The 12,848-nt window shown below is 71.9% G+C and carries 11 protein-coding genes and 1 pseudogene; 6 read left to right on the top strand and 6 right to left on the bottom strand.

The features are described 5' to 3' along the window. Positions 1 to 239: 239 nt before the first annotated feature. From ABZ208_RS28540 to ABZ208_RS28525, 4 genes are all read right to left on the bottom strand, one after another. Positions 240 to 614 (bottom strand): RNA polymerase-binding protein RbpA, encoded by a 375-nt coding sequence (locus ABZ208_RS28540; protein WP_003959706.1) that lies wholly within the window; start codon positions 612 to 614, stop codon positions 240 to 242. A gap of 266 nt (positions 615 to 880) precedes the next feature. Continuing rightward, positions 881 to 2,227, bottom strand: coding sequence for an MFS transporter (locus ABZ208_RS28535; RefSeq protein WP_356912320.1), 1,347 nt, complete (start codon positions 2,225 to 2,227; stop codon positions 881 to 883). Positions 2,228 to 2,267: 40 nt separating this feature from the next. After that, entirely contained in the window at positions 2,268 to 3,032 is a 765-nt protein-coding gene (locus ABZ208_RS28530; RefSeq protein ID WP_356912319.1) for a glycerophosphodiester phosphodiesterase family protein, read from the bottom strand. After that, positions 3,029 to 3,748, bottom strand: coding sequence for a hypothetical protein (locus ABZ208_RS28525; protein WP_356912318.1), 720 nt, complete (start codon positions 3,746 to 3,748; stop codon positions 3,029 to 3,031). The genes ABZ208_RS28530 and ABZ208_RS28525 overlap by 4 nt, the downstream gene beginning before the upstream one ends. 30 nt (positions 3,749 to 3,778) lie before the next feature. On the opposite strand from ABZ208_RS28525, the gene ABZ208_RS28520 reads away from it, so the two are divergent. Continuing rightward, positions 3,779 to 5,278 carry a PLP-dependent aminotransferase family protein gene (locus tag ABZ208_RS28520; RefSeq protein ID WP_328402977.1) on the top strand — a complete coding sequence of 500 codons (1,500 nt, stop codon included), beginning with the start codon at positions 3,779 to 3,781 and terminating at the stop codon, positions 5,276 to 5,278. Positions 5,279 to 5,364: 86 nt separating this feature from the next. On the opposite strand, the gene ABZ208_RS28515 is transcribed toward ABZ208_RS28520, so the two are convergent. Beyond that, entirely contained in the window at positions 5,365 to 6,942 is a 1,578-nt protein-coding gene (locus ABZ208_RS28515) for an ATP-binding protein (protein WP_356912317.1), read from the bottom strand. Positions 6,943 to 6,984: 42 nt separating this feature from the next. Further along, positions 6,985 to 7,179 carry a hypothetical protein gene (locus tag ABZ208_RS28510; RefSeq protein ID WP_328402981.1) on the bottom strand — a complete coding sequence of 65 codons (195 nt, stop codon included), beginning with the start codon at positions 7,177 to 7,179 and terminating at the stop codon, positions 6,985 to 6,987. Between the two features lie 308 nt (positions 7,180 to 7,487). Between ABZ208_RS28510 and ABZ208_RS28505 the strand changes: the two genes are divergently transcribed. The 5 genes and pseudogenes from ABZ208_RS28505 to ABZ208_RS28485 form a co-directional block, all read left to right on the top strand. Beyond that, positions 7,488 to 7,880 carry an ankyrin repeat domain-containing protein gene (locus ABZ208_RS28505; protein WP_356912316.1) on the top strand — a complete coding sequence of 131 codons (393 nt, stop codon included), beginning with the start codon at positions 7,488 to 7,490 and terminating at the stop codon, positions 7,878 to 7,880. Between the two features lie 307 nt (positions 7,881 to 8,187). After that, positions 8,188 to 9,606, top strand: coding sequence for a HEAT repeat domain-containing protein (locus ABZ208_RS28500; protein WP_356912315.1), 1,419 nt, complete (start codon positions 8,188 to 8,190; stop codon positions 9,604 to 9,606). A gap of 140 nt (positions 9,607 to 9,746) precedes the next feature. After that, positions 9,747 to 10,871, top strand: a complete 1,125-nt coding sequence (locus ABZ208_RS28495) for a glycosyltransferase family 1 protein (RefSeq protein WP_356912314.1) — start codon at positions 9,747 to 9,749, stop codon at positions 10,869 to 10,871. Further along, positions 10,868 to 12,055, top strand: coding sequence for a glycosyltransferase (locus ABZ208_RS28490; protein ID WP_356912313.1), 1,188 nt, complete (start codon positions 10,868 to 10,870; stop codon positions 12,053 to 12,055). The genes ABZ208_RS28495 and ABZ208_RS28490 overlap by 4 nt, the downstream gene beginning before the upstream one ends. Continuing rightward, positions 12,052 to 12,848 (top strand): annotated as a pseudogene (locus tag ABZ208_RS28485) (hypothetical protein); the annotation flags it as partial. The gene ABZ208_RS28490 and the pseudogene ABZ208_RS28485, both read left to right, overlap by 4 nt.

Here is a 12,848-nt window from a genome sequence, read left to right as displayed (position 1 = left end):
CGGGTCCGGCCGATCGGCCATGGGTGACCTCACCGCTTACGGGCCCGCCCCGGGTGCGCGCGCGGTTGCCGCGGTGCCCGCCCGGCATGCGGCGGACCGCACCTGGCGGTGCGTCCGGGCCGGTGGGCACCTCACCTCTGGAACACCCACGCGGGCACACAAAAGCCGCGGGCTGCGACCACACTCGGTGTGTCGCAGCCCACGGCTCTGTGTTCAGCTCTGCAGCTGTAGCTGTGCGATCAGGCGGACTTCCTGCTGTCACGCGGGTGCACAGCGATGTTCATGGCGCCGGAGCGCAGGACCGCCAGCCTTTCGGCCAGCACCTCCTCGAGTTCCTCGCGGGTACGCCGCTCCATGAGCATGTCCCAGTGCGTACGCGCCGGCTTGCCCTTCTTCTCTTCGGGGCCATCCCCGTCAACGAGGAGTGCCTGGGCGCCACACGCCTTGCACTCCCACTCCGGCGGAATCTCCGCCTCGACCGAGAACGGCATCTCAAATCGATGTCCGTTCTGGCATGCGTACTCCACCGCCTGGCGCGGGGCCAGATCGATGCCGCGGTCCGTCTCGTAGCTGGTAACCACAAGTCGCGTGCCGCGGAGAGCTCGCTCACTCATGAATCGTGCCTCCCGGGCTTGTCGCCCACAGGACAGGTGTCGCTGTCGTCGTCATCCGGTCAACGTCCGGTCGGCGGTAAAGATTCCCGTTCCGGGTCATGCGTCGCCCGTCGTGCCGCTGCTTTCCCATTGCTTGGGGTACCCACCAGTGCCCGGTTTGTCACATCTGACAGAAAGTGTCACCCAGTGATTTCACTTCTTCCGCACGCAGTAACGGTCCGCCTGGCAGGCCAAAGGCGTACACTACCGGCCTTTCACTTCAACGTCTAAATCCGCTCCGGTACCGGGTTGCCCGCGGCAGCCACCGCGCGGCGCACCGGAACCCGCGCGAGCAGCACGAATCCGAGCGCGAAGAAGATCACCAAGGAGATGATGGCGTCCCGGTAGCTGCCCGTCATCTGAAACGCGAGGCCGAACACCAGCGGGCCGAGCCAGCTGAGCCCCCGGTCGCTCATCTCGTAGGCCGAGAAGTACTCCGCCTCCTTGCCACGCGGCACCAGATGTGAGAACAGCGAACGCGAGAGCGCCTGGCTCCCGCCCAGTACCAGTCCGATCGCGGCCGCCAGTACGTAGAACCAGACCGGAGCATGCGCGGGCAGGAAGTAGCCGGCGGCCAGGATCAGGGTCCAGACGCCCAGCGAACCGAGGATCGTCCGCTTGGCGCCGTACGTCCGTGCCAGCCGGCCCATCCCCAGCGCACCCGCCACCGCCAGCACCTGGACCAGCAGCACCGCCGTGATCAGCGTCGTCTGGTCGAGGCCCAGTTCCTCGGAACCGTAGACCGAGGCCTGTGAGATCACGGTCTGCACCCCGTCGTTGTAGACGAGATACGCCAGCAGGAACGACAGCGTGAGCGGATGGCGGCGCATGTCCCGCAGGGTCGCCATCAGCTGGCGCCAGCCCGATCCGACCGTGCCCTCGCCGGCCGGCGCGACGTGGCGGTCCCGCAGCCGGCGCAGCGGCACCAGGGTGAAGGCGCCCCACCACAGGCCGGCGGAGGCGAGACAGATCCGTACCGCGTCGCCCTCGGAGAGCCCGAAGGTGTCGTGGCCCGAGTAGACGATCAGATTCAGTACGAGCACCAGAGCGCCCGAGGTGTAGCCGAAGGCCCAGCCTCGCGACGACACCGCGTCGCGCTCGTCAGGTTCGGAGATCTGCGGCAGATAGGCGTTGTAGAGGACCATCGAGACCGACAGCGACGCATTGGCGACGATCAGCAGGAACGCGCCCAGCACGTACCGGTCGCCGTCCAGGAAGAACATCCCGGTCGTGGCCGTCGCTCCCAGATACGCCGCGACGGCCAGCAGCGGCTTCTTGCGGCCCGTACGGTCCGCCACGGCACCCACGAGCGGCATCACCAGCACCGCGATCAGAACCGACGCGGACACCGCATACGCGAAGAGGGAACCCGCCCGCACCGGCACACCCAGCGGATGCACGAACCCGTCGGCGTCCGCCGCGGCTTTCGCCACCGCCGTCAGATAGGGCCCGAGGAATACGGTCAGGACGCTCGTCGAGTACACCGAGCACGCGAAGTCGTAGAAATACCAGCCGCGTTGCTCGCGTCTGCGCTCATCCGTCCCGTCGGTGCGGTCCGTGGTCCCGGCCGTCATCGCGCCCCCTCGCTCGTCCCCGTTGCAGGCGCGTTCGGGGTCAGACCCACACTCCCCGGTCGGAAAGTACCGTGCGCAGTGTCTCCAGATGATCGGTCATGATGCCATCGACGCCAAGGTCCAGGAGCGCGGCCATTCGATCGGCTTCGTTGACCGTCCAGACATGGACCTGGAGGCCCCTTTCGTGGGCCGCCCGTACGAACCGCCGGTCCACCACGCGGATGCCGCTCTGGGTCTCCGGCACCTGGGCGCACACCGCGCCGCTGCGCAGCGCCGCCGGGATCCCGTACGAGCGCAGCCGCAGCGCGAGCACGCCGCGCACCCCGTAGGAGGTGGCCAGCCGCGGGCCCGCGAGCCGCATCGCCCGGGTGACCCGGCTCTCCGAGAACGAGCCGACGCACACCCGGTCCCAGGCGTCGGTGCGGCGTATCAGATCGACGAGCGGAATCAGCGCGGACTCGACCTTGACGTCCACGTTCCAGCGGGCCTTCGGGAACTCCTCCAGCAGTTCCTCGAACAGCGACAGCGGTTCCGTGCCCCCGACCCTGGCCTGCTGGACCTCGCTCCACGGCAGCGCCGCTATGTGCCCCCGCGCATCGGTGACCCGGTCCAGGGTGGCGTCGTGGAACGCCACCAGCCGGCCGTCCGAGGTGGTGTGCACATCGGTCTCGAAGTAGCGGTAACCGGCATCGGCGGCCCGCCGGAACGCGGCCGCGGTGTTCTCCAGGCCGTCCGCCGCCCCGCCGCGGTGGGCGAAGGCGAGGGTGGCCGGATGGTCGAGATAGGGGTGGCGTACGCGAGTCACTTCCGCAGTATCGCCTGTTCGGGTGACCCGACGGCCACGACCGTGCTGCCGCCGTCCATCCCGGGGATGGCGAAAAGCCGCAGGAACAGCTGCGCGAGCGGCCCGATGGCCAGCGCGTATGCCACCGTGCCCAGGCCCACGGTGCCGCCCAGCGCCCAGCCCGCCGCGACGACCGCGACCTCGATGCCGGTACGCACGAGCCGGATCGAGCGGCCCGTGAACCGGTGCAGACCCGTCATCAGTCCGTCGCGCGGCCCGGCCCCGAACCGCGCCGAGATGTACAGACCCGTCGCCACGCCGTTCAGCACGATGCCCGCCGCCAGCACTGCGATCTGCATCCCGAGCCCGTGCACGTCCGGCATCAGCGCCAAGGTGGCGTCGATCCCCAGGCCGACCGCGAACACATTGGAGATGGTGCCGAGACCCGGCCGTTCCCTGATCGGGATCCATGCCAGGAGCACCAGTGCGCCGACGATGATCGACACCGTGCCGATCGTCAGCCCGGTCCGCTCCGCCAGCCCCTGATGCAGCACGCCCCATGGCTCCAGGCCGAGCCCGCCGCGTACGAGAAGCGCCGAACTCGCTCCGTACAGCGCGAGGCCTCCGTACAGCTGCACGAGTCGGCGGGTGAGGTGCGCGGACACGATGTTGCCCCCTGAGTGGTGATGGTGGACTGATGCATGACACTCTGTGGCTACGGAATGAATGTCAACCATGGCCAATTCGAGGAAGGTGGACTGACTTTCATGTCACAGTGGACCTCGGCCGTGGGCGCAGCCCAGCTCGCCAGGCAGCTCACCGCGCAGCAGCCGCGCCCCGCCGGACCCGGCACCCGCAAGCCGCCCGCCTACCGGGCGCTCGCCGACGGCATCCGGCTTCTCGTCCTCGAAGGCAGGGTGCCGGTCGCCGCCCGGCTCCCCGCCGAGCGCGAGCTCGCCCTGTCGATGTCCGTCAGCCGTACGACCGTGGCCGCGGCGTACGAGGCGCTGCGCGCCGAGGGCTTTCTGGAGTCCCGCCGAGGGGCGGGCAGCTGGACCGCCGTCCCTGCGGGCAACCCCCTGCCCGCCCGCGGCCTCGAACCGCTGCCGCCCGAGTCGCTCGGGTCCATGATCGACCTCGGCTGTGCCGCGCTGCCCGCGCCCGAGCCCTGGCTGACCCGGGCCGTCCAGGGCGCTCTCGAGGAACTGCCCCCGTACGCCCACACCCACGGTGACTACCCGGCCGGTCTGCCCGCCCTGCGCCAGATGCTCGCCGACCGGTACACCGAGCGCGGCATCCCGACCATGCCCGAGCAGATCATGGTCACCACCGGGGCGATGGGCGCGATCGACGCCATCTGCCATCTGTTCGCCGGACGCGGTGAGCGCATCGCGGTGGAGTCCCCCTCCTACGCCAACATCCTTCAGCTGATGCGTGAGGCCGGTGCGCGCCTGGTGCCCGTGGCCATGGCCGAGGGGCTGACCGGCTGGGACATGAGCCGCTGGCGCCAGGTCCTGCGGGACGCCGCGCCCCGGCTCGCCTATGTCGTCGCCGACTTCCACAACCCCACCGGCGCCCTCGCCGACGAGGACCAGCGCCGCGCCCTGGTCGACGCGGCCCGCTCGGCCGGAACCGTCCTCGTCGTCGACGAGACGATGTCCGAGCTCCGTCTCGACCTCGATGTGGACATGCCCCGTCCTGTCTGCGCCTTCGACCCGGCCGGCTCGACGGTCCTCACCGTCGGCTCCGCCAGCAAGGCGTTCTGGGCGGGCATGCGCATCGGCTGGGTGCGTGCGGCCCCCGACGTGATCCGCTCCCTGGTCGCGGCGCGTGCCTACGCCGACCTCGGCACGCCCGTCCTCGAACAGCTCGCCGTCAACTGGCTGATGAGCACGGGAGGCTGGGAGGAAGCAGTCTCCCTGCGGCGCGAACAGGCCCGTGAGAACCGTGACGCGCTCGTCGGCGCGCTGCACAGGGAGCTCCCGGGGTGGGAGTTCGAGGTCCCCCACGGAGGTCTGACCCTCTGGGTCCGTACGGGCGGGCTGTCCGGTTCACGCCTCGCCGAGGTCGGCGAGCGGGTGGGCGTCCGGGTCCCCTCGGGGCCGCGCTTCGGCGTCGACGGCGCGTTCGAGGGCTATGTGCGGCTGCCCTTCACGGTCGGCGGCCCGGTCGCCGAGGAGGCGGCGGTCCGCCTGGCCGCCGCGGCACGGCTGGTGGAAACGGGGGCGTCGACCGGCACGGAGGCACCGCGCACGTTCGTGGCGTGACCGCCCTCGCTCGTCTGTGACCGAGTCGCCCCTGGGGATGCGCACGGAACAGGCCCGGCGGAGCCGGCGGCGGCCCCACCGGGGGGTCAGCCCTCCGCCGGGACCGGTGCGGCGACCTGGGGCGCCGTGGCCGGCTCCGGGTGCTCCGGCAGCTCGAGCTCCGGGTGCTCCGGGAGCAACGCCAGGACCGCCTGACGGTGCGCCTCGCTCGAGCCCTCGTCGAACGGGTCCGGCGTCGCCGGGACCTGGAGCCGCAGGACCGGGCCGGTGCCGAGCCGTGCGTACCCGCGTCCGGGCGGCACGTCCGCGGTCGGCGTCGTACGCGGCTGGACGCCGAGGACCGCGGCGACCTGGTCGAAGTCGGCGGGCCCGAGCACGACCCGCGCCCGGGTGTGGGTCCGCACGGTCTCGGTCAGGCAGTCCATGCTGTCGAACTGCTCCGCCACCACCACCGTCACCTGCGCCGCCCGCCCGTGCCGCAGGGGGACCTGGAGCAGTTCCTGGGGGTCGGTGCGCCCGTCGGCCGCGGCCAGGTGTCCGAACACGCTGGGCCGGTCCATGAGGATCCACAACGGACGCTTGGTGTCGTCGGGAGCGGGGTGCCCGGCCTGGCGCGCGCGGTTCGACGCGATCAGCCGCCGCTCGGTCTCGTTCGCCGCCCACTCCAGGCCGGTGAGCGCCCCCGTGAGACCGCACTCGACGGCGAGGACGCCCGCGCGGCCGGTCAGGCACGCGTATTCGCCTGTCCCGCTGCCCTCCACGATCAGCACCTCTCCGTGCTGGAGTGCCTGCAGCGCGATCGAGCGGAGCAGTGTCGTGGTACCGCTGCCGGGCTCGCCGACCACCAGCAGATGGGGCTCTGTGGAGCGGGGCCCGGTGCGCCAGACGACCGGCGGCGCGAGCTCCGTCTCCTCGCCCCGGGTCACCGGCACGGTGCGCTGCACCGCGTCGGCGTCGGTGAACCCCAGCACGGTCTCGCCGGGCACGGTGACGAAGCGCTGGGCGGCGATGGAGGTGGACAGCGCGGGCAGCACGCTCATCAGCAGCTGGTTGCCTTCCTCGTCCCAGCTGAAGCGGTACTCGCGGCCGCGCCCGGACTTGGCATGCAGCAGCTGCTCGATCCGGGCCCGGGAGGCGGCCTCGCTGTCGGTGAAGTACGCGGGATACTTCACGCGCAGCCTGCTGATCCGCCCGTCGCCGTCGAACTCGAAGTCGCTGAAGGCATTGGTCCACTCACCGCCGTGGCCGTAGAGCGGGGCGGGGTCCTCGGGAACCGAGAAGTACGGCACCAGGGCCTCGTACACGGCCTGGAGCCGCCCCGCCTCCGCCTTGTCCGGACCCGTTCTGACCGGAGTCCGTACTCGTCCCTTCCAGGCGGCCGCGCCCATCACCGTGATCAGGGCCAGCAGCGGCCCGTACGGGATGAGCGCGACCGCGAGGACAGCGGCCGCCACGGCGAACAGCGCGGGACCACGCCGTTCCTTGGGGGTACCGGCCCACTTGTGGCGGGCCAGGACGGCCAGTTTCCGCAGACCACGGGTGACCGTGATCAGCGGGTGGAGCACGTCTGTGGCGCTTTCGGCGGCCGTGCGCGCGATCTCGCGGCTTCGCGTGATCTGTGCGCTGCCACTGCTCAGAATGCGGGGGAGTGGTCGCCGGGCCACATCTGTCTCCTGAAGGTGCTGAGCTGACGGGGTCGGGGGCTGTCAGAACTTGATCCCGCCCAGCAGTCCGGCGAGGCTCGTCGTGCCTGCCGTGATGCTCGGCGCGATTGCGGTGCTCGAGAGGAAGAAGCCGAAGAGCGCGGAGACGGTGGCGTGCGAAGCCTTCAGGCCGTCCTTCCTGAAGAAGAGGAAGACGATGATGCCGAGCAGTACGACGCCTGACATGGACAGAATCATGAGCTTTCTCCTGGTTGAGGGGACAGACACCATGAGTTCTTCCATGCTTACGGGTGGTATCTATGTGACAAAAGCTGCAAATGGGTGAAAATCCCGAGTTTTCACTGCGCTGGCGGACGGCCGGTCATTGATCGGCGGGCACGCGGTGCAGTGGCGCGGCACAGTGCCCGCAGCGCTCCCGCCCCGGTGTGGTCCCTTCGTCGCGGTGGCCCCCTCACGCGGGCCGGGCGGCAGTACCCTGTCGGTTCACTCGTGCGGCTGCCCTTGTCGCGCGTCCCAGGTCAACGTCGTGAAAGGCGGTCCGAACGATGAGTGAGGTCCCGGACTCCGAAGTGATCGAACTCGCGACCAAGGTCTTCGACCTCGCGCGGCAGGGGGAGACCGAGACACTCGCCGCGTACCTCGACGCGGGCGTCCCGGCCAACCTCACCAACGACAGGGGCGACACCCTTGTCATGCTCGCTGCCTACCACGGACACGCCGCCGCGGTGGAGGCCCTACTGGCACGGGGCGCCGAGCCGGACCGGGCCAACGATCGCGGCCAGACCCCGCTGGCCGGTGCGGTGTTCAAGGGGGAGGGAGACGTCATCCGCGCTCTGCTGGACGGCGGTGCCGATCCGCAGGCGGGCACACCGTCCGCGGCGGATACCGCGCGGATGTTCGGGAAGACCGACCTACTGGAGCTGTTCGACGGTCGCTGAGTCCAAGCGGAACGCGCGCCACCGGCGCGCGCAGCGAGTGCTGATCAGCTTGTGACCTGCTGCTGAGCAGCCACCTATGGCTCGTCGTAAATGTGGTCGCGGTGGCGAAATGGGTGGGTCATCATGACGTCGAGCCCTGTCCCGGACGTCAGCCGGGAGTTCCCCTGGGGCCACCGAGGAGAGGCAGAGGAAGATGGTTCACACCAAGCGGAAGACGCAGACGACGACAGGCGGCCCCACATGCTGCTGCGTGGCCTAGGCATGTCATCCCCCGGTCGCGTCGACAGCTTGATGTGAGGCACTTTCCATGTTCGATCCAGTCATAGCGCCGAGCGGCACCCTGCTCGGCCTGCTGCAGAGGGGCCGCGGTGACGGCACTCTGCACGCACTCGCGGCGCCGCGGGCGGAAGCTCTCGCAGCCCTCAACCACTGCGTGCTCAACGACCCCCGCCACGACTGGCAGGTCGAGAACCGCTCCCTCTACTACGCGCGCCTCTACCTCGACCTCCACGGCTCCCTCGAGGAGATCGAGCGGCACCTGAACGACATCGACGACCACCTCGATACCGACGAGGCCAGGACCGGTCTCGCGCTCGCGGTGCTCGGACACCTTGCCTCCTACGGCCGCGGTGACGCGCTGGCCCTGCTGCGGCGCTACGCCGCGAGCGGCGCCAACTGGGCCTGGGCACTCGACGAGCTCGCACTGCGCGACAACGACGCAGGCCTGCGCGCGCTCGCCGCCCCGATCCTCGCCAGATTCCCCGCCACGCCCGAGGGGGACGCCGAACTGGCCTCCGCCGTACGGGACGCCTTCGAGCCCCGGCCGTGGCGGCTGTGGGCCGAAGACCCCCGCGAGACCATCGGTGCGCGCATCCGCGCCGCCCGGGAAGCGGGCTCCTTCGACCGGTGGCAGCGGCAGATGCGGCCGTCCGGCCCCCGCCCCGGCTGGAGCGTCGAGGCCGTCTTCGAGTGGGCGCAGCAGGGCCTCGAGCGCGGCAGCGTGCTCCATGTGCCGGCCGCCCGCTGCCTGTCGGCCGTGGCCGGTCCCGAGGACCGGCCCGCCATCCTCGAAGCCGCCCTCAGCGGCCCGGAGGGCGCTCGCTGTGCCGCCCTGCACTATCTCGCCGAGTCACGCGATCCCGTCGTCCTGGATCTGATCGAGGCCGCCGCGAGCACCGCTTCGAGTACCGTCGCCGAAGCCGCCGTGGCCGCGTTCGAGCGGATGTGCGGCGAGGAAGCCGTCGACCGTGCCCGTGGCTGGGTGCACCGCCCGGACGCCCTCGGAGCGTCCGCAGCCGGAGTGCTGGCCTGCCGCGGCGGCGCGAGTGACGCGGCGCTCGTTCTCGGCGCGCTGCGCGAGACCGTACGCGCCGACGGGCCCGACGCGCCCCTGCTGTGTTCCCTCGTCGACGGCGCCGGACGCCTCGGCATCGCCTGCGCCGCCCCAGTACTGCGCCATGTGTACCGGGAGACCGCCTCCTCGCAGCTGCGCGGACGCGCGGCCCGGGCGCTGGCCGCCACCGACGCCTCCTTCGCCACCGGCTTCGCCGTCGAATGCCTGTGGGACTGCGAGGAGACCACCAGGGAAGTCGCCGCGCTGCACGCCGAGACCGGTGATGTGCGCGTGGCCGAGCGACTGCGGCGACTGGCCGCGGACCCCGCCGAAGAGGCCGAGGTACAGACGGCCGTGCGGAGCAGAATCGGCCCGGACATGACCGCCATGTGATCCCCGCGTGCGGACGGCGTGACGGCGGCCTGATCATCCGACGCGTGGGCAGGCCGCCGCCCACAAACGCTCATGGGACGTTCCCCGTCCGGAAAGATCCACGTTGGGCCAGCCACCCCGGGCCCGAGGACAACACGAGTATGCGTGTCGTCATCGTCACCGAATCCTTTCCGCCAGACGTCAATGGTGTGGCGCACTGCGCCCTGCAGACCGCACGGCATCTCGCCGCACGCGGTCATGAACCGCTCGTCATAGCCCCGGCAGCGGCCGGGGCCGACGCCGCCGACCCGGGCGCACCCTGCCCGGTGGTGCGGATTCCCTCCCTTCCCCTTCCCGGCTATCCCCAAGTACGGGTGGCCCTGCCCAGCCGCAGGGTGGCCGCGGCGATCACCGCCCACCGGGCCGACATCGTCCACCTCGCCAGCCCCTTCGTCCTCGGGGTGCGCGGGATGGCCGCCGCCGCCAAGCTCGGCCTGCCGGCCGTCGCCGTCTACCAGACGGATCTGGCCGGCTACGCCCGCACCTACGTCGGCGCCGGAGAAGGCGCAGCGTGGCGCCGGATCCGCGCCGTGCACGGCGCCGCCGACCGCACGCTCGCACCCTCCTCCGCCGCGCTGCGCGACCTGGAGGAGCACCGGGTCGAGCGGGTCCGGCTGTGGCCGCGCGGCGTGGAGACCACGCGTTTCAGGCCCGAGCTGCGCGACGAGGCGCTGCGCCGCGAACTCGCGCCGGGCGGTGAGCTGATCGTCGGCTACGTCGGCCGGCTCGCCCCCGAGAAGCAGGTCGAGAACCTCGCCGGAGTGTGCTCACTGCCCGGTGTACGGGTCGTGGTCGTCGGCGACGGGCCGAGTGAGCCGTCCCTGCGCAGCGGCCTGCCCGGCGCGGTCTTCCTCGGGCGCCGCACCGGCGACGACCTCGCCCGGATCTTCGCCTCGCTGGACGTGTTCGCGCACACCGGCCCGTACGAGACCTTCTGCCAGACCGTCCAGGAGGCCATGGCGAGCGGGGTACCGGTGATCGCACCCGCGGCCGGCGGCCCGCTCGACCTCGTCGACCACGGCCGCACCGGGCTGCTGGTGCGGCCGCACGACGTGGACTCGGTCACGGCCGCCGTCGCCCACCTCGCGGCCTCCCCGGCGCTGCGGGAGGCCTACGGACAGGCCGGGCGCCTTGCCGTGGAAGGCCGGACCTGGGCCGCCGTCGGGGACATGCTGCTCGACCACTATGCCGACGTACTCGGCGCGCGCACGGCGGTGGCGGCATGAGCGGCGGGAACGGGCTCCGTATCGTCCGGCTGGCGAACTTCGTCACCCCTTCCTCCGGCGGGCTGCGCACCGCGCTCGGCGAGCTCGGCCGCGGCTATCTGGCGGCCGGTCACGAGCCCGTGCTCGTCGTGCCGGGGGAGACCGAGAGCGAGCGCACGACCTTCCAGGGGCGGATCATCACCCTGCCGGGGCCCGAACTGCCCGGCACCGGCGGCTACCGGGTGCTCGCCGGCCGACGGCGCCTGCGTCACCTGCTGGAGGAGCTCGCCCCCGACCGGCTCGAGGTCTCCGACCGCACCACCCTTCGGTGGACCGGCGAATGGGCGCGTCGCCGCCGGATCCCCTCGGTCATGGTGTCGCACGAGACCGCCGACGGCGTGCTGCGCACCTGGGGGCTGTCCGAGTCGGCCGCGGCGAGGGCCGCGGACCGGCTCAACCGGCGCAGCGCATGGGCGTATTCGCGCATCGTGTGCACAACGGAATGGGCGGAGCGCGAGTTCGTACGGATCGGGGCGCGCAACGTCGTGCGGGCGCCGCTCGGGGTCGACCTGGAGCGCTGCCGGCCCGGCCGGCGCAGCACCGCTCTGCGTGCGCGGCACGCGGCAGGGGCCGAGGTGCTCCTGCTGCTCTGCTCCCGGCTGTCGGTCGAGAAGCGGCCCGGCACCGCCCTTGACGCGCTCGCCGCGCTGCGCGAGCGCGGAGTGCGGGCGACGCTGGTCGTCGCGGGTGACGGGCCCCTGAAGGGCTCGTTGATACGCAGGGCGAAGGCGGAACAGCTGCCTGTCGAGTTCCTCGGACATGTCGCGGACCGCGAGAGGGTCGCCGACCTCCAGGCGGCGGCGGACCTGTGCCTGGCCCCGGGCCCGGCCGAAACGTTTGGCCTGTCCGCCCTGGAGGCTCTGGCCTGCGGCACTCCGGTCGTCGCGAGTGCATCCTCCGCACTCCCGGAGGTCGTGGGAGATGCGGGCGCGGCTGCGGCGGACACGGGCGAGGACTTCGCCACGGCGGTCCAGGATCTTCTGGCGCGCCCGGAAGCCTCCCGCCGTGAGGCGGCCCGGGCGCGGGCAGAGCTCTTCGACTGGCACCGTTCGGTCGCGGCCTTCCTCACGGCCCATGACGCCGTCCCGGCCCACGACGCGACCTCTGTCCACGAGGGTGCCAACGCCACGGAGGCCGGAAGATGACCGGGGCGGCATCGCCGGAGGAGGCCGTTCACCCGGTACCCCGGCAGTCGGGCCATGCCGACGGAGCGCCGGGAGCGACGGCCGGACATGTCAGGGACGGGCACGCCGCGGCAAGCGGCAGGCGGTTGCCGGGCCGAGCTGCCGCCCCGGCCCGGCAGGACGGCGCTCCCGCCGTCCGGCGGGCGCAGCACATCGGCGCGGCCGGCATCGTGCCGCTCGACGGGGCAGCGGCCCGTGCCGGCGCCGTCGAGGACGCGGTGGCCGCCACGGGCGACGAGTCGCGCATCAGCGCTGATGCGCGGGGTGCGGCCGTGTTGTCGCCGTTGCCCGGCGCTGCCTCCGGCTGCGTCCCCGCGGTGACGGGCGGCGGTGCGCCGCGTGGCGCGGGCGGCGGTGCTGCGGAGCCTGTCGCCGCGTTCCCTGACGGAACGCATCACACCACCGGACCGGTGCCTGTGGTGCTGTCCTCCGAGGGGAGCGGTCAGGCCGTCGAGGTGGTGCACGGGGCCGGGTCTGCGGGTGCGGAGGGTGGGTCGGTGGGGTCTGCGGACGGTGGTGCTGCGGTGCTGTCCTCCGAGGGGAGCGGTCAGGCCGCAGAGGTGGTGCCCGGGGCCGGGTCTGCGGGTGCGGACGGTGGTGCTGCGGTGCCTGTCGTCGTGTGCCGCGACGGGAGCGGTCAGGCCGTCGAGGTGGTGCCGCCCGGGGCCGGGTCTGCGGGTGCGGACGGTGGTGCTGCGGTGCCTGTCGTCGTGTGCCGCGACGGGAGCGGTCAGGCCGTCGAGGTGGTGCCGCC

Origin of the sequence: Streptomyces sp. NPDC006208, assembly GCF_040613775.1 — a bacterium.
Classification (GTDB): Bacteria; Actinomycetota; Actinomycetes; order Streptomycetales; family Streptomycetaceae; genus Streptomyces.
Note: the sequence above shows the minus strand (reverse complement) of the source record. Positions and strands in the feature narration are given on the sequence as shown.